Origin of the sequence: Myroides sp. DF42-4-2, assembly GCF_030326445.1 — a bacterium.
GTDB lineage: Bacteria > Bacteroidota > Bacteroidia > Flavobacteriales > Flavobacteriaceae > Flavobacterium.
Map to the genome: position 1 here is coordinate 279,411 of NZ_JACAKI010000001.1, position 15,411 is coordinate 294,821.

The 15,411-nt window shown below is 38.5% G+C and carries 17 protein-coding genes and 1 pseudogene; 12 read left to right on the forward strand and 6 right to left on the reverse strand.

What is annotated here, in order from left to right; translation table 11 throughout:
- Positions 1-91 precede the first annotated feature (91 nt).
- The 6 genes and pseudogenes from HX062_RS01250 to HX062_RS01275 all read left to right on the forward strand — a co-directional run bounded on the left by HX062_RS01250 (position 92) and on the right by HX062_RS01275 (position 6,538).
- Positions 92-2,164: a TonB-dependent receptor gene (locus HX062_RS01250; protein WP_286466034.1), complete on the forward strand. Its 2,073-nt coding sequence runs from the start codon at positions 92-94 to the stop codon at positions 2,162-2,164.
- A gap of 4 nt (positions 2,165-2,168) precedes the next feature.
- Positions 2,169-3,347, forward strand: a complete 1,179-nt coding sequence (locus tag HX062_RS01255; protein WP_182625396.1) for a YncE family protein — start codon at positions 2,169-2,171, stop codon at positions 3,345-3,347.
- A 1-nt stretch (position 3,348) separates the two neighbouring features.
- Positions 3,349-4,278 carry a PKD domain-containing protein gene (locus tag HX062_RS01260; protein ID WP_182625397.1) on the forward strand — a complete coding sequence of 310 codons (930 nt, stop codon included), beginning with the start codon at positions 3,349-3,351 and terminating at the stop codon, positions 4,276-4,278.
- Between the two features lie 26 nt (positions 4,279-4,304).
- Positions 4,305-4,820: a hypothetical protein gene (locus tag HX062_RS01265; protein ID WP_286466039.1), complete on the forward strand. Its 516-nt coding sequence runs from the start codon at positions 4,305-4,307 to the stop codon at positions 4,818-4,820.
- Between the two features lie 39 nt (positions 4,821-4,859).
- Positions 4,860-5,402 (forward strand): annotated as a pseudogene (locus tag HX062_RS01270) (DUF4465 domain-containing protein); the annotation flags it as partial.
- Between the two features lie 263 nt (positions 5,403-5,665).
- On the forward strand, positions 5,666-6,538 hold the full coding sequence (locus tag HX062_RS01275) for a DMT family transporter (protein WP_286466327.1): 873 nt from the start codon (positions 5,666-5,668) through the stop codon (positions 6,536-6,538).
- On the opposite strand, the gene HX062_RS01280 is transcribed toward HX062_RS01275, so the two are convergent.
- Complete coding sequence (locus HX062_RS01280; protein ID WP_286466041.1) at positions 6,530-7,036, reverse strand: DUF456 domain-containing protein; 507 nt, start codon at positions 7,034-7,036, stop codon at positions 6,530-6,532. The two genes, HX062_RS01275 and HX062_RS01280, sit on opposite strands and share 9 nt — an antisense overlap.
- Positions 7,037-7,087: 51 nt before the next feature.
- Between HX062_RS01280 and HX062_RS01285 the strand changes: the two genes are divergently transcribed.
- Positions 7,088-7,567 carry a hypothetical protein gene (locus HX062_RS01285; RefSeq protein ID WP_182625400.1) on the forward strand — a complete coding sequence of 160 codons (480 nt, stop codon included), beginning with the start codon at positions 7,088-7,090 and terminating at the stop codon, positions 7,565-7,567.
- 94 nt (positions 7,568-7,661) lie between these two features.
- Here the strand turns inward: HX062_RS01285 and HX062_RS01290 are convergent, their stop codons facing one another.
- Entirely contained in the window at positions 7,662-8,600 is a 939-nt protein-coding gene (locus tag HX062_RS01290; protein WP_182625401.1) for a hypothetical protein, read from the reverse strand.
- Positions 8,601-8,658: 58 nt separating this feature from the next.
- Here HX062_RS01290 and ruvC point away from each other — a divergent pair, with 58 nt between their 5' ends.
- Genes ruvC through HX062_RS01310 form a run of 4 tightly spaced genes read left to right on the forward strand, consistent with a single transcriptional unit; the run spans position 8,659 to position 11,491 of the window.
- A complete protein-coding gene (gene ruvC, locus HX062_RS01295; protein ID WP_182625402.1) occupies positions 8,659-9,213 on the forward strand; it encodes a crossover junction endodeoxyribonuclease RuvC in 555 nt (184 codons plus the stop codon).
- Positions 9,213-10,346 (forward strand): radical SAM family heme chaperone HemW, encoded by a 1,134-nt coding sequence (hemW, locus tag HX062_RS01300; RefSeq protein WP_286466045.1) that lies wholly within the window; start codon positions 9,213-9,215, stop codon positions 10,344-10,346. The genes ruvC and hemW overlap by 1 nt, the downstream gene beginning before the upstream one ends.
- Positions 10,347-10,350: 4 nt before the next feature.
- Positions 10,351-11,121 (forward strand): cyclase family protein, encoded by a 771-nt coding sequence (locus HX062_RS01305; protein ID WP_286466046.1) that lies wholly within the window; start codon positions 10,351-10,353, stop codon positions 11,119-11,121.
- 10 nt (positions 11,122-11,131) lie between these two features.
- A complete protein-coding gene (locus HX062_RS01310) occupies positions 11,132-11,491 on the forward strand; it encodes an MmcQ/YjbR family DNA-binding protein (protein WP_286466047.1) in 360 nt (119 codons plus the stop codon).
- 81 nt (positions 11,492-11,572) lie between these two features.
- Here HX062_RS01310 and HX062_RS01315 read toward each other — a convergent pair whose 3' ends face one another.
- The 3 genes from HX062_RS01315 to HX062_RS01325 are packed head-to-tail and all read right to left on the reverse strand — an operon-like array spanning position 11,573 to position 13,992.
- Complete coding sequence (locus HX062_RS01315; protein ID WP_286466048.1) at positions 11,573-12,352, reverse strand: hypothetical protein; 780 nt, start codon at positions 12,350-12,352, stop codon at positions 11,573-11,575.
- A 19-nt stretch (positions 12,353-12,371) separates the two neighbouring features.
- Positions 12,372-13,622, reverse strand: coding sequence for a M56 family metallopeptidase (locus HX062_RS01320; RefSeq protein ID WP_286466049.1), 1,251 nt, complete (start codon positions 13,620-13,622; stop codon positions 12,372-12,374).
- A gap of 4 nt (positions 13,623-13,626) precedes the next feature.
- Positions 13,627-13,992, reverse strand: coding sequence for a BlaI/MecI/CopY family transcriptional regulator (locus HX062_RS01325; protein ID WP_182625408.1), 366 nt, complete (start codon positions 13,990-13,992; stop codon positions 13,627-13,629).
- Between the two features lie 258 nt (positions 13,993-14,250).
- Between HX062_RS01325 and HX062_RS01330 the strand changes: the two genes are divergently transcribed.
- Positions 14,251-14,784: a hypothetical protein gene (locus tag HX062_RS01330; RefSeq protein WP_286466051.1), complete on the forward strand. Its 534-nt coding sequence runs from the start codon at positions 14,251-14,253 to the stop codon at positions 14,782-14,784.
- Between the two features lie 31 nt (positions 14,785-14,815).
- Here the strand turns inward: HX062_RS01330 and HX062_RS01335 are convergent, their stop codons facing one another.
- Positions 14,816-15,397 (reverse strand): MiaE family protein, encoded by a 582-nt coding sequence (locus HX062_RS01335; RefSeq protein ID WP_182625410.1) that lies wholly within the window; start codon positions 15,395-15,397, stop codon positions 14,816-14,818.
- Positions 15,398-15,411 lie beyond the last annotated feature (14 nt).

Consider the following 15,411-nt stretch of genomic DNA (forward strand, 5'->3'; position numbering starts at 1 on the left):
CCAAGACAATAAACGCAGTAGAACAGTTTTACTTGTAATACAAGTAAAGCCTTTGCATGCGTCTGTGTAAGCTTGTAAAAGTATTAGAAGTATGCGTATATCACCTGTTTCTGTTCTATTAGGATGTTTGGGAAGTCTCTATGTTCATTTGGGGTTTGCTCAACAGCCTGCTGATAGTATAACGGCATTGAAAGAAATTGTCGTCCACAAAGAAATCCCCATCGACCTTATCCCTCCACAAACCTTAACAGCAACTTCTTTGGAACGGTTAAGCCAAGCAAGTGTTGCCGATGCCTTGCGGTATTTCGCAGGGGTAAAGGTCAAAGACTACGGCGGTATGGGAGGTATGAAAACCGTAGATGTTCGAAACATGGGGACCCATCATGTTGGGGTGTATTACAATGGTATTCAAGTAGGGAATGCGCAGAATGGAATTGTTGATTTGGGCAAATTTACCTTGGAAAATGTAGAACAAATCGACTTGTATAATGGACAACGCACAACAGTACTGCAATCAGCACGGGAATTTGCTTCAGCCTCAGCAGTTTACATCCAAACCAAACGACCTGTTTTTGAAGAAAACGAAAATGCACACGCCTATGTGAAGTATACCCTAGGCTCCATTCAATGGGTTAATCCCTCCGCAGGACTAGAACTAAAGATTAACGATAAAGTGAGTACGAGTATTCACGCCTCTTATCTCCATTCAAACGGAGTGTATAAATTCAGGCAAAAGCGATTAAATCTCGATGGATCAATTGCCTATGACCTCAGTAGTTATCGAAAGAATAGTGGTATTGAATCCTACCGCATTGAAAACAATTGGTTTGGCAAAGACCACCGCAATACGTGGCAGGCATTAGTCTATTACTACCAATCCCAACGCGAACTCCCTAGTGCAATTATCAAGAAAAGTGATATTACCCTTCAAACAGAACGCGCAAATGAACAACAAGGAGATAAGAATCTACTCATGCAAGCGGAATGGACCAGCAGCGTATCACCTGCGTATCAGTTTATCGTCAAAGGAAAATTTGCCTATGATCAACTGCATTATACCTCGAGAAAAACCGTTGATTTTGAAGGGGAAGAAGTAACGTACAACCCCCAATTTGACAATACGTATCACCAGCAAGAGTGGTATTTGTCCGCTGCTCATGCCGTTGCACTAACACCTTCTTGGAAGGTGGCTTTGGCAACAGATGCACAGTATAATATAGTAAGAGCTACACGACTAGGGCAAGGCTCTCCTTTTTCAGATCCTGAACGCTATTCTTTTTATTCCGCTTTATCGACTACCTATACCCATGGAGCCTTTAAGGCCCAAGCAGCTGTACTCGGTAGTTTTATAAAAGAGAACGCACAATATCATGCCCCTGCGACTGATCGGTCGTTTATAACTCCTTCGGTTTTTGTCAACTATCAACCTTGGCACGATCGAGAATTTACTCTACATGCTTTTTATAAGCACACGTATCGACTGCCCTCTTTTACCGATTTATATTATACCCAAGTGGGAACGGCAAACGTAAAACCAGAATATGTTCGTCAGGTCAATGTAGGTTTTTCTCACCAGCAACCTTTGTCTTTAGGATCCTGGAAAGCCGTGAGTGTTTCACTTGATGCATACTATGCCCGTGTTACTGATAAGATTATCGCTTCTCCTACTTCAAGTATGATGAGGTGGATGATGTCGAATTTGGGCAAAGTAGAAAATTATGGACTAGAGGGACAGATTCAATCGCTTTGGGAGCCCTTGGCAGGTGTCAAAGCGCAGGTTGGGTTAACCTATGAATATACGGTTGCTAGAGATCTCAGTGTACTTCCCGCAGGAAAACCCTCCTATTACGGCGATCAGATTCCCTATGCGCCTTGGCACTCAGCTTCCTCTATTGTTGGTGTAGATTATCGCAATTGGAGCTTGAATTACAGCTTTATCTATGTAGGAAAACGCTATAATGGCAACAAAAATAACAACAAACGAAATGAATTACAACCGTGGTATACCCATGATGTGGCACTACAAAAGCAACTGAAATGGAAGGATTGCCAACTAACTTTTCGCTTAGAAGCAAATAATCTAGCCAATCAGCACTATGAAGTTGTAACTAATTTTCCCATGCCAGGAAGAAATTTTCGCTTATCCATGCGCTTAGCTATTTAATGAAATGAGAGTATTTGTTTTTTTATTACTAGGACTTAGCTTGCTTTGTAGCAGTTGTCGAAAGGAAGAATTAATCTTCGTTTCGGATAGCTCTGTCGTATCCATTCCTGTTCTAGTAGAAGAGTATCAGGGATTTTATTTGTTGAATGAGGGAAATATGGGGATGAACCGTGCAACTATTGACTGGTTTGACTATGAGCAAGGGGTGTATACCCGCGATATTTTCTCAGAACGCAACCCAACACTGCCCCGTGAATTAGGAGATGTAGGAAATGATCTTAAAATCTATGGCAAAAAAGCCTATGCTACTATCAATGCCTCCAATTTTGTAGAAGTTTTTGATGTAGCAACAGCTAAACATATCAAGCAAATTCACGTTCCCAATTGCCGATACCTAACTTTTGATCAGGGCAAGGTGTATGTGAGTTCTTTTTCTGGGAAAATAGAAGTTGATCCCAATGCCGAAATTGGCTTTGTAGCAGAGATTGATACTGTTTCTCTAACGATTACCCGAAAAGTGAATGTGGGTTATCAACCAGAGGAAATGGCGGTATACCGCAATAAATTATATGTGGCAAACTCAGGAGGCTATCGTGAACCCAATTATGATACGACAGTTTCTGTGGTGGACTTAACCACTTTTACGGAGATAAAAAAAATAGAAGTAGCACCAAATTTACACCGTATGCAGGTAGATAAAAACGGCGATGTATATGTTAGCGCACGTGGAAATTACAACGATATCTCTCCTAGCTTGTATGTGATTGACTCAGCAGTGGATCAAGTCAAACAAAAATTAGACATACCCGTAGCAAACATGACTATTGATGATGCTATTTTATATTATTATACAGCTAATTATCAGACAGGTGGGGGGAAGACAACGTCTTATGGGATGTTAGATATCCATACAAAACAACTAATCCGAACTTCAATAAGTACGGATGGAACAGATCAACAGCTGTTTATGCCTTATGGTATTGCAGTTAATCCTGAATCAAAAGATATTTTCATAACAGATGCACAAGACTATATAGGTAATGGCTATGTGTATTGTTATTCTGCGGAAGGATTGTTGAAGTGGAAAGCAATGTCAGGCAATGTACCAGCACATATAGCATTTGTTAAGAAAGATAGTTGGAGGAACAAACAAGAAATTAGGAAAGATAAAAAGGATAAATAAAATGAAAAATATAAAAAGAAATAGTGGAATAGCAATGTTAGCCAGTATTGCGATCGTTGCTTTCAACAGCTGTTCGAGTGATACTACTTCACAGCCAGATGATCCAAAGGTATACAAAGCAAATGTTACTAAAGTATTGGAATATGCGCCTGCGTTTGGCCAATTTGTTAATACACTACCGCCATATGAAGAAGGTGATACGGTTGAAAGCATGAGAATCAAGGCAGAAAAAGCTTTACAAAATAATGCTGTTATTACGCTAGGAGGGTTTGGCGGTTATGTTGTTTTTGGTTTTGATCATACCATAGCCAATATTCCTGGAAAACGCGATGTTAGAATTCTAGGCAATGCATTTGCCAATAATGCTGAGCCTGGTGTAATTTTAGTGGCCTATGACGCAAATAAAAATGGGATTCCCGATGAGGAAGAATGGTTTGAAATTGCAGGTAGTGAACATGAGAAAGGAAGCGTTCAATCAGGATATGAAATTGTGTATTACAGACCTGCTAAAGCACTTGATGATAGCCAAGAAGAAATAGAACAATACATCCAATGGGAAGATAACCTCGGGAATAAAGGATGGAAAAAGAAAAATAGTTTCCACCATCAAAGCTATTATCCTCAATGGGTAACCTCGGATGTTTTGCGATTCAAAGGTACCCTATTGCCCGCTAATGCAACAAAGGTGAATGAAACCGAATCGGGATGGAAGTTACAACCTTTTGCTTGGGGCTATGCTGATAATTATCCAAATAAACATGAGGGATCAACAATAGATATTGACTGGGCAGTTGACAAAAACGGAAACAAAGCCAACCTCCCAGGTATAGATTTTATCAAAGTCTACACAGGACTTAATCAAGAAGCAGGTTGGTTGGGTGAAACATCAACCGAAGTCGGTGGCGCTATCGACTTACATCTTGACGAATAATACGAATAACACTTATACATATAAATATGAAAAAACAATTAGTTAGAATTAGTACCTTATTGGTTTTAGGGTTGAGCTTTTCAGCCATTACACTCACAAGCTGCTCAAATGACGACAGTAGTGTATATAATATTAACGTTGATAAAGGTCGATTAACGGCAGTTACCTTTGAAGAAACTGTAATCGATCCTGGAATTACTATTGAAGGAGCCTCTTATTCTTGGTTTGATCATACAACCAATACCAGACTATCTAATGAGGCTGTCTTACGCCATGCGTTTACTACGCCAGGGGAGCACCAAGTTTCAATAAAAATAGAAAAAGGCAGCCAAATTGAGTTTTACACCTATTATGTAGATGTTGCAAAATCTGCTAATTATGATCATATCCGTTTAGATCTTTCTGCTTTTGATTTAAGTGAAGGGATCGAAACAACAGGAGGGAAAATTTGGAAAGAAACTTTTACAGAGGATGCTCCATTAGCCTCTTCGATTTTCTCGTTCAGTCATAATGCTATGACAGATTGGGATGTATGGTACTGATTTACAGTATCAAATAGTTCGGATAACACCAACCATGCGGATAGTGAAGGAGGATGGATTAAAAACCAATGGGGATCTATGGCTCAAGGTGGAGTAGCAGGAAAGGGAAAACCGTTTTTAGTAGCCTATGCCGATCATAAACCTGATCCGAGCGTATTACAACCAGGAGCAGAAATCGATGTGGAGAATTTCAGTGCAGTGGTTGCGTTAGATAATGAAAACAGATATCAAGCGGTTAGTACTGCAATTGCCCTAAGTCCATGGAGCTATTATGGTATTGCGGAAGGAGATGATTTTGCGACAAAATTTGAAGCAGGAGATTCTTTTGCACTTAAAGTATATGGAGTAGGAGCGGATATGAAGTTAACCTCGGCAGAACCAGTAACTCATTATTTGGTCGATTTTAGAAATGGAGTTCAAGCAATTGATAAGGGCTGGAAAACAGTAGATTTATCTTCATTAGGTGAAGTGAAATACTTATTGTTTTTCTTGGAAACAACAGATGTAAATGCACAGGGATATGCCAATACGGCCCTGTATTTTACTATGGATCAATTAACAGTTAATCCTATTTTAAATTAAGGAATACTTATTCAATACTAAAAAAGCCTTACAAGATTTCTTGTAAGGCTTTTTTGTTTGGGATTTACAGCTAAAGTAACAAGTGATTCTAAAAAATATGCAGCGTGATAAGATTGTATTTTTAATGCTTTAAGCGGTAAACGATGCATCAAGCCTTTGAAGGAGGAATGAACAATAGAAAAAAGAAATAAGAAAGAATAAAAGCGTGGATTTAACCCAAAAATCGGCGTATTTTGCAGCGCAAATTTAAAGTGTATAGTCTGATGGGATCAAAGCCTAGAATAGCCTTATTTATTGGGATTTTGTGTATTTCTATTTTTCCGGTGTTGGTCAAGATGGCTCTTGTTCCGGGATTAATTTCTGCCTTTTATCGCATGGCAATTGCTGCTTTATTCATCGTTCCCTATGCCTTATTGACCAAAAAACTCAAAGTGTACGATCGCAAAACAATGACGTTGATTGTTTTGTGTGGGATGTGCTTTGGATTGGATATTGGTGTGTGGAATATCGCTATCCAAGGATCTACCGCTACACAAGCAACTCTATTGGGTAATTTAGCTCCTGTGTGGGTGGGAATAGGTAGCTACTTCTTCCTCCAGATCAAACCTTCTGTTAATTTTTGGATTGGAACGGTACTCGCCTTAATCGGCATGGTAACGCTTGTTGGTGTTGAGGTATTTGTCAATCTATCGTTTGATATCCCCTTTCTCTTTAGTATTCTATCTGGATTGCTTTATGCTACGTATATTTTGATGAGTAAGAAAGTCTTGGAGCAAGTAGAAGTGGTTCCTTTTATGTCGTATAGCATTCTAGTATCGACGATTTTCCTTGCTCTTCTAAACTTCGTGATGGGATCAGCTTTTACTGGTTTTTCTACAGAAGGATGGATGACCTTAGTTGTACAAGGGATTGTCTGTCAACTATTGGCGTGGTTACTTATTAGTTATGCGACGCAAAATATGCGTGCAACTCGCGTGTCACTCAGCTTGTTAAGTCAAGCATTAGTTGCCGCCTTGTTGGCATGGTATTTCTTAGACGAGGGTATTTCCCTACAAATGATTGCAGGAGGATGTATTATTTTATTGGGAATTGCACTTACTTTTGTCAATAAACCATTAATTGGCCGATCAAAGTAAAACGGCTGCGGAGAACTTTTGAACAAGTAACACAATCCCCCATACAAGCAACACAAGGCCAAAAACCACTTTTAAAAAGGTGGAGGCTAAGAAACCAATAAACGAACCAATAGCAGCTTTTAAGGCACGTGAAATATCTCGACTGTCATAGAGAAGTTCGCCAATCAAAGCCCCTAGAAATGGACCTATAATAAAGCCTAAAGGGATAGGTGTAATCAAGCCGAGAACTAAGCCAATATTCGTGCCCCATACCCCATAGGTACTGCCGCCAAATCGCTTAGTTCCCTGAGCGGGAATGACGTAATCCAAGACGGAAATCACAACGGTAACCACTAAACTGCCCCACAAGGCTAGACTGCTGATTTCCATGCCCTCAACAAAAGACAAACACAAAATACCCAACCAACTCACCGGTGGCCCTGGTAAGGCAGGAAGTACACTGCCAATTATTCCGCCAATTAATAGTAAAAAACCTAAGATTAATAAGAAATAGTCCATCTCTTTTTTTTTTGTATTTTTGATTAACTAAAATTACAACAATATTGTTTCATGAAACCGAGTTGGATAGTTTTCTTTTTTCCCGTTTTATTCACTTCTTGTCAGTGGATGTCCTCCCGACTTCCCGATGAGCAACAATTGCTTGAAGAAGAATTGAATAAAATTGATTGGACCAAAGTCGACCTCTATCCCAGCGTAGCAAGTTGTGATTCTATTTTTGACGAAGAAACCCGCAAAGAATGTTTCTTTACCTATGTTACTCAAGAGCTCGAGGCCAACCTTCACCTAGATACCCTTCGCGGTACCTTTGCCCATATGGATACCCTAAACGTACTCGTTACTATACAACCCGATGCCCGTGTTTCTTTGGCTTTATACCAAGTGAATGACAGCCTTAAACAACAGGTGAACAGCGTAGATAGCCTCTTGCAAGAAAAGAGTAAAATCTTTCAAAACCTTTCTCCAGCAATGAAAAGAGGTGTTCCCGTTACCAGCCAATTCGTATTGCCTTTGGTCTTACACAAACAATAAGCAGATGAAGCTATTTTGTCTGTGATTCTGCTATTTGTGCCAAAGCTAAAACCTTATTGCGCAAATAAATTCCTACCATACGACATGAGTCAATCTATTTTTTTACGCTAAACGTCAGCACGAAAAAACTACCTATGGAAATTGGTAGAACTATGTTCAACAACCAAATCAAGGTAGCAACTAAAGCAACAACCCATTGGTTGACATCCAATGCTGTAAAAATAAATAGGGCAATACTGCCTTTTACTGCAAATTCTAAAAACTGAAAATTGGGCAAAGAAGAGGCTAATAGATAAATAGCAGCTACTGCACATAGTAGATCAAAGTAGGGGATATCAACGTCAAAGAGATAGTATAAAATGACGTATTGATGGGTAAAAGAAGCATAGCGCAACAGTGCGAGAAAAAGGTTTTTTCGATGTATCCCTTTCGGAATCTCTCGAAGCATCTGAACAACAGTCTGAATGGAATATCCCTTGATGCTCAAATGACGCAGGGAGAAGATCAGCAAAAGAAGAGCCAATGCAATGCCATAAAGAATCCACAAGTAGTAGGGCGGGATAAAATGATGGGTATAGTTGAGTATCGTTAAGCCTAGTAAACCAAATAAAATCGCGTAAATTACTTGTACACCGTTACATAGCATATTGAGAAAAATAACTCTGCCAGTATCTTTTTTGGGAAAGTAAAGCGCCTTACCTGCATATTCTCCAATACCATTGGGAGTGAAAATTCCTAGTGTCAACGCACTCAGTACCTGTTTCGTCGCTTGTCCAACACTGATAGGGTGAATCAACGAAGCCAGATTTTGCCACTTTAGGATTTCGACAAAGCGATTGGAAAAAGTTAAAAAAAGTAAAGCAAGTATAGCCCAAGTATGCTGAGGATTAACAAAAACTTCTTTGAGCAAAGCCAAATCTAACGTATTGTCACTTGACAGTTTGTTATAGATATAATAAAAAGCGCTACTTACGACAATTATCTTAAGTAGAAGTACAAGGAATTGCTTAGTTTTGTTGGATATAATTTTCATCAACACAAAGTAAATCATATTTTTTGGGTTGGTGAGCACAAAAGAAAAAAAAGAGAATTTGACAATAGATAGAATTATATTAGGTATTGATCCAGGAACAACTATTATGGGGTTTGGACTTATTCGCGTTGTAAATAAGCAAATGGAATTTATTCAACTAAATGAATTGCAATTGAATAAGTACGACGATCACTATACTAAATTACGTCGAATTTTTGAGCGTACTATAGAGTTAATCGAAACACATTGTCCAGATGAGATTGCCATTGAGGCTCCCTTTTTTGGAAAAAATGTACAGTCGATGCTCAAATTGGGACGCGCCCAAGGCGTTGCAATGGCTGCTGGACTTTCTCGCGGGATCCCCATTACAGAATATGAGCCAAAGAAAATTAAAATGGCAATTACAGGTAATGGAAATGCAAGTAAAGAGCAGGTAGCAAAAATGCTACAACAATTGTTGGGGTTAAAAGAATTGCCCAAAAACTTGGACAGTACTGATGGATTAGCCGCCGCCGTTTGTCATTTCTTCAATTCAGGAAAAGCGGTAGTAGGTAAATCCTATAGCGGTTGGGATGCTTTTATTAAACAAAATCAAGATCGAGTAAAAAAATAATGGCAGGTATCTATATTCACATTCCCTTCTGTAAGCAAGCCTGTCATTACTGTGATTTTCATTTTTCGACCTCTTTAAAGAAGAAGGAAGATATGCTAAAAGCGCTAAAAACAGAACTCGTCTTGCGTAAGGAAGAGCTAAACAACGAAACCATTGAAACCATTTACTTCGGAGGAGGGACGCCGAGTATTCTTGCTGTCGAAGAAATAAATGCATTGATCGAAAAGGTCTATGAATTGTTTGTGGTGGTGGATCAACCCGAGATTACGTTAGAAGCCAATCCCGATGATCTAGATCCCTTGACAATACAACGCCTAGCTCAGTCCAAAGTCAATCGACTGAGTATTGGCATCCAATCTTTTGGAGAAGATGAACTCAAAATGATGAATCGCGCCCATAACGCACAAGAAGCCGTAGCATGTTTACAAGAAGCCACGCAATATTTTGACAATATTTCTATCGATTTGATTTACGGTATTCCCGATTTGTCCAACACGCGTTGGTTAGCAAATATTCAGCGTATTTTAGATTTGGGAATCCCACATATTTCGTGCTATGCTTTAACGGTAGAGGAACGTACTGCTTTGAATAAACTCATTCAAAAAGGAGTTGTGCCTAGTCCTAAGGAAGAAGTGGCTCATGCGCATTTTATGCTATTGATTGACAAGTTAAAACAAGAGGGATATATTCATTATGAGTTGTCCAATTTTGCTAAACCTGGTTATTTCTCTAAAAATAACTCCGCCTATTGGTTGGGAAAAAAGTACTTGGGTATCGGGCCTTCAGCCCATAGTTTTGACGGCAAGTACCGCAGCTGGAATATCGCTAATAATCCCTTGTATATCAAAGCTATTGAAGCAGGAGAATTGCCTTCTGAAATTGAAGAACTCTCTCTCTCAGATCGATACAATGAATACATTATGACGGGCTTACGCACAATTTGGGGGGTAGACCTAGATCGCATTTTACGCGAATTTGGATCGGATTATCACAACTATGTGCTAGCTGAATCAGCTTCTTTTATTGCAGATGGATTGATGAAACAACAAGAGGGAATCTTAACGATCACTGACAAAGGAAAATTTTTAAGCGATGGTATTGCATCTGATTTATTTTGGTTAGATTTGAAATAAAACCTTGAAAGCAACCCTATCTATTCATGATCAAAACTATACGGTGGATTTTTCACAACCGATTGATCTCTCTATTCCACTCACGAATACGGATGATAATCCCATTGCGTGGTATTTAGATAAGCCGTCGATTGAACCAGTTCGAATGGGAGATTGGGTCGGCAAAGTCAGTGAAGGACAATCGTCTACCAATTTTAATACCATTGCGTTTAACCCTCATGGACACGGGACTCATACAGAGTGTTTAGGACATATTACCCGCGAATTTTACAGTATTAATGATACGTTGAAGACGTTTGTTTTTTACGCTCAAGTTCTTACGATTGAACCTCAAAGACAAGCCAATGGTGATGCAATCATAACGGTAGAACAGCTGCGTGCTATGTGGATTAACCAACAGCAAACAGCCGTAATCATCCGCACCTTACCCAATGCAACAGCGAAGAAGCACAGCAAGTATTCCCATACTAATCCACCTTATTTGGATGCTGCCGCGGCCTTGTTTTTACGCGAACAAGGCATCAAACATTTGTTGATCGACTTGCCTAGTGTGGACAAAGAAAAAGACGAAGGCAAGCTACTGGCGCACAAAGCGTTTTGGAATGTGAAAGACATCAATAATGTCAATGAAGACGCACAATTCGATGCGACAATAACCGAGATGATCTATGTGCCAGACTGGGTACACGATGGTTTTTATCTCCTGAATATGCAGATCGCCTCTTTTGTCAATGATGCTTCGCCTAGTAAACCTATTCTATATCAAATACTTTAATGGCTATCTCATGGATGTACATATTATTTACGATTACTGCCTAAACAAATTAGGCACCACAGAGGATTTTCCCTTTGACGAGGAAACCCTGACGTTTAAAGTAGGAGGAAAAATTTATCTGCTACTCAATTTGACGAAATGGGAGCAAGGCAATTGCTTCGTCAATTTAAAGTGTGATCCAGAAAAGGCAGAAGAACTACGCGCAGATTACAGTGAAATTGTTCCAGGGTATCACATGAGCAAAAAGCATTGGAATAGCGTACATCTCGGTGGATCAGTTCAATGGAATTTGTTACAGCAATTGATCGATCATTCCTATGAATTAGTTTATGCTAGTTTGACCAAAAAGGTAAAAGAAAGCTTGGGTTAACTATAATTTCCTACTTGAAAAGATGTTACTCCTAGAATAAAAAAAGACAAAAGAGCGAATACTCGCTCTTTTGTCTTTTTTTTAGCTCGATCTTAAAACGAAAGGCAAAATATCTTTCTTGCGTTCGTATTCATCTTTTAGTAGTTGCTGTAGATCGGTTGAATCCAACATCTGGATAAATAATGCTCCTTGGGCACGAAGCAATTGATCTTGGTCATTCGTTCCTAAGTTTAACTTGTAAATCTTTTGTATCGCTTTAATATAATAGTCGTAAAAGGGATAGGATTCACTGCGTAAGTTGTTGATAATAGCATCAAAAGCAAAAGCTTCTAAATAGGGTGAACGCGTTCTCTCTGTATTTTTTAAAGGGTTGATCCCTACACAAACTCTTGCACTATAAGCTCCTTCAGCTGTGACTCCAGTAAGGTTAAAGAACTTAACTGCTACGTTGAGTATTTTATCCATATGAACCGTGTCTTTGGCTTGCGTATGATCAACTACCTTGGCGCGGTAGTTCTGTACTAAAGTAGCAAAAGTAGCATCTGATTCCAGGTGCTGAATTACTTTTTGGCTCACTACAATGCTATCGTTGATCTGAGCTAAAGCATCATAGTCCAAACGAGCAGAGTGATTGATAATCAAAAAATCCCAAAAGCTCGGTTGTCTGTTGACAGCAGTCGCTCCAGGTAGTGCTAAATCAACCTCTTTGATCACTACATATGGTGAGGAATCATAGAACTTTACGTCTAAAAACTGGTTGTACTCTTGGAATACTGACGAAGCTTGTTGCGCCACTACCTTTGTTTGACCACTCACTAGTAGAAATAGTAAAATAAAAAGCGAAGAATAAATCTTTCTCATATTTCTTTAGTTTTGGTGGTTAACTGTTTTCCTTTTCTGTTGGGGGATAAGCTAGCGTAATAGGTAAGGTAAATTGACTGCGAACCACTTTTTCATGATATTGTGCAGGAATCCATTTTTTTGTTTTTGACAAAGCTTCTATGGCCGCCTCTCCAATACCATAACCTGGATCTTTCACGATTTTAACTTCGTTTAAGCTTCCGTCTTTTTCAACGACGAACATCAGAATCACTCGCGCTGTTGTTAGCTCTGTTTCAGGTAGTTTAAAGTTTGCAATAAAATCTTTATTAAACTCTTCCATACCACCAGGATAAGTCGCTGGTTTGGTCACTGCAATATATACTTCGTCAGAATTTGATGATTGATTTTCTTTTCCAACACGGGTTGTTTCTGTGTTTTCCTTTTTGCGCTCTTGTGCAAATACTGTCGTTGCGCCTAGAATACAAATGAAGGCGAATGTACCCAATACCGCTAGGGTATTGTGCAGAGGTTTGTTTACTTTTGTTAGCATAATGAACCGTTTTTTAGTTAAGTTAAAGTTGAATGAACTACTCATAGGTTGTTCATTGTTTTGATAGGTTTGGGTTAATAGTAATTGTAAATAGGCTTGGGTTTCTTCTTTAGAAGTATTTAGGGTATCATCTGCCAAAAACTCGTGATTTAAGGCAATATGCTGTTGATACCAATATAATAATGGCTGAAACCAAAAGACTATTTTTAATATCTCAATGAATAAAATATCGCGGGAATGATGTTGCTTTACATGGTTGTATTCATGTAAGATAATTTTGTTGGTCCAATCAATGGGAATGTAAAGCGGAAGGTAAATGGTATCTCGAAAGGTAAAAGCTGTATCGATATGGTCTACCAAAACAAATCGCTGTCCGCGGTCGTAAACAAGACTTCCTCGTTGTTCTAGTTTTTTGTACTGCTGTATTGACTTAAAAAAGCGAATCAACATGATGAGAACTCCAAGGCTATAGAGTAGAAGTAAAACAGTGGATGGAGTGATGTATGAATAAACGGCATCCGCTGTGGATGAAGTTGTAGGCGAAATAATTATTTCATTTAGTTCCTGTAACTTGCTATTGGCTATAGTTAATGGACTAGTAGATGGAATTTTTACCAAAGGCAAGATCAGCGCAAGTACCAAGGCCGCAAGAAGATAATAGCGTTTAAATTCATGTATCTTGGTCTGCTCTAGAAAAAGCTTGTATATCCCAAGTGTCATAAACAATAAAACTGTGGTTTGGATGAGGTATAATAGCATGTGATTAATCTTTTAGTTGATCTTCTACAATTTTTTTGAGTGCTTCCAATTCCTTTTTACTCATCTTGCTTTTTTGGGTAAAAAATGAAGCAAAAGAAAAAGCAGAGTTATTAAAGTGTTGCTCTACTAAAGTATTTAAGTGGGTTTCAAAGTAATCTTCCTTTTTAACTAAGGGAGTATAGGCTCTTGAATTACCAAATGTTTCATAGGTAATAAACTCTTTCTCTGTTAACCGTTTTAACAAGGTAGCCAAAGTGGTCTGTGCTGGTTTAGGATTAGGATATTTCTCCAATAAGTCCTTGGAAAAAGCCTGCTTTAAATCCCAAATGTATTCCATTAACTGTTCTTCTGTTTGCGGTAATTTTATCATTGTTCTCGTTTTTTGTTAGGCGTGGTTCTTGTTAAATGCATGCCTGCTATTCGCTCTTTTCCTCTGACCTTACTTTGTTTTGCAAACAAAGTAAGAATAATAGGTTAAATGCGTAGGTATCTATCTGTGTAGATCTTGTTCTACAAATATAGAATAAGAAATGGAAAAAACAATTATTATTTTTAATAAATAGAAAAAAAACGGAGTATATTTACCAATACAATGCTTTTATATTGAGCAGTATAAGCGATTTATGCTATGATTTATAAGATTTTATCCAAAGGAAATACAAGCTTAGCAAGCAGAAAAAAAATACGAGAAGACATCGAAAAACAACCGAATGTACTGTCAACTTTAGTCGAATTTACGTTTGATCCCACGAGTAAAGTAAATGTATTAGCGAGTATTGTTTTAGACGATTTGGTTCAAGTGAATCCTCACTTATTAGATGATTATATTGTCTTTTTTATTGAAAATTTACCGCGTGTAACAGATGAGAGTGTCAAGCGCTTGACAAGTAAAATGGCAGTTCTATTGTTGGAAAAGCGAGGGCATTTATTGACAGATCAACAAGAAGAACAGTTGTTGAATCAGAGTTTAGTTTGGTTAACTACAGAGACCAAAGTAGCAACAGAAGCTAATGCGATGTGCATCATTTTGTTGTTGTGTAAGAAATTTCCCACCCAAGCCAAATTGATTGCTGAATTAATCGAAGTTAACTATACAGCAAAAACTCCGGCCTATCAGAGTATGGCCCGAAAATTATTGAAATGCGTTCAAAAGTTGGAATAAAAAATGCGAGTAAAGACTCGCATATTATAGTTTATCCGTGGATATGTTCCTTTGTACCATAGCTCTGAATTAAGTTACCTTCAAATTCAAGCCATTCTTTCCAGCGCTTATCTACGTCAACACGTTCGCTGTATTTGCGTGCAAATTTTAAGAATGTCGTATAGTGATTGGCTTCAGAAACCATTAAATCATAGTAGAACTTAGCGAGTTCTTCATCTTTTATATTTTGAGATAAAACGCGAAAACGCTCACAACTTCTAGCTTCAATCATGGCAGCGAATAATAAACGGTCAATAAAAGCATCGTTTCGGCTTCCATCTTTTTTGCAAAACTTAACGAGTTGATTAACATAATCATCCTTGCGTTCACGTCCTAAGGTGTATCCTCTTTCCTTAATGATTTCGTGAACCATTTTGAAATGCTCCATTTCTTCAATGGCAATATCCGTTAATTCGGTTACAAGGTCCTCGTATTCCGAGTTGTATGTGATTAGTGTAATGGCGTTAGTTGCTGCTTTTTGTTCGCACCAACAGTGATCAGTCAAGATTTCCTCAAGATTTGATTCCGCAATATTGGCCCATCTTGGATCGGTTAAAAGTTTTAGTCCTAACATAATTCCTTTTCGTT

What these genes read in the sequence shown, in the direction of transcription:
- HX062_RS01250 (WP_286466034.1), top strand. Translation starts at nt 92, where the DNA reads ATGCGTATATCACCTGTTTCTGTTCTATTAGGATGTTTGGGAAGTCTC.
- HX062_RS01255 (WP_182625396.1), top strand. Translation starts at nt 2,169, where the DNA reads ATGAGAGTATTTGTTTTTTTATTACTAGGACTTAGCTTGCTTTGTAGC.
- HX062_RS01260 (WP_182625397.1), top strand. Translation starts at nt 3,349, where the DNA reads ATGAAAAATATAAAAAGAAATAGTGGAATAGCAATGTTAGCCAGTATT.
- HX062_RS01265 (WP_286466039.1), top strand. Translation starts at nt 4,305, where the DNA reads ATGAAAAAACAATTAGTTAGAATTAGTACCTTATTGGTTTTAGGGTTG.
- HX062_RS01275 (WP_286466327.1), top strand. Translation starts at nt 5,666, where the DNA reads ATGGGATCAAAGCCTAGAATAGCCTTATTTATTGGGATTTTGTGTATT.
- HX062_RS01280 (WP_286466041.1), bottom strand. Translation starts at nt 7,036, where the DNA reads ATGGACTATTTCTTATTAATCTTAGGTTTTTTACTATTAATTGGCGGA.
- HX062_RS01285 (WP_182625400.1), top strand. Translation starts at nt 7,088, where the DNA reads ATGAAACCGAGTTGGATAGTTTTCTTTTTTCCCGTTTTATTCACTTCT.
- HX062_RS01290 (WP_182625401.1), bottom strand. Translation starts at nt 8,600, where the DNA reads ATGAAAATTATATCCAACAAAACTAAGCAATTCCTTGTACTTCTACTT.
- hemW (WP_286466045.1), top strand. Translation starts at nt 9,213, where the DNA reads ATGGCAGGTATCTATATTCACATTCCCTTCTGTAAGCAAGCCTGTCAT.
- HX062_RS01310 (WP_286466047.1), top strand. Translation starts at nt 11,132, where the DNA reads ATGGATGTACATATTATTTACGATTACTGCCTAAACAAATTAGGCACC.
- HX062_RS01315 (WP_286466048.1), bottom strand. Translation starts at nt 12,352, where the DNA reads ATGAGAAAGATTTATTCTTCGCTTTTTATTTTACTATTTCTACTAGTG.
- HX062_RS01320 (WP_286466049.1), bottom strand. Translation starts at nt 13,622, where the DNA reads ATGCTATTATACCTCATCCAAACCACAGTTTTATTGTTTATGACACTT.
- HX062_RS01325 (WP_182625408.1), bottom strand. Translation starts at nt 13,992, where the DNA reads ATGATAAAATTACCGCAAACAGAAGAACAGTTAATGGAATACATTTGG.
- HX062_RS01330 (WP_286466051.1), top strand. Translation starts at nt 14,251, where the DNA reads ATGATTTATAAGATTTTATCCAAAGGAAATACAAGCTTAGCAAGCAGA.
- HX062_RS01335 (WP_182625410.1), bottom strand. Translation starts at nt 15,397, where the DNA reads ATGTTAGGACTAAAACTTTTAACCGATCCAAGATGGGCCAATATTGCG.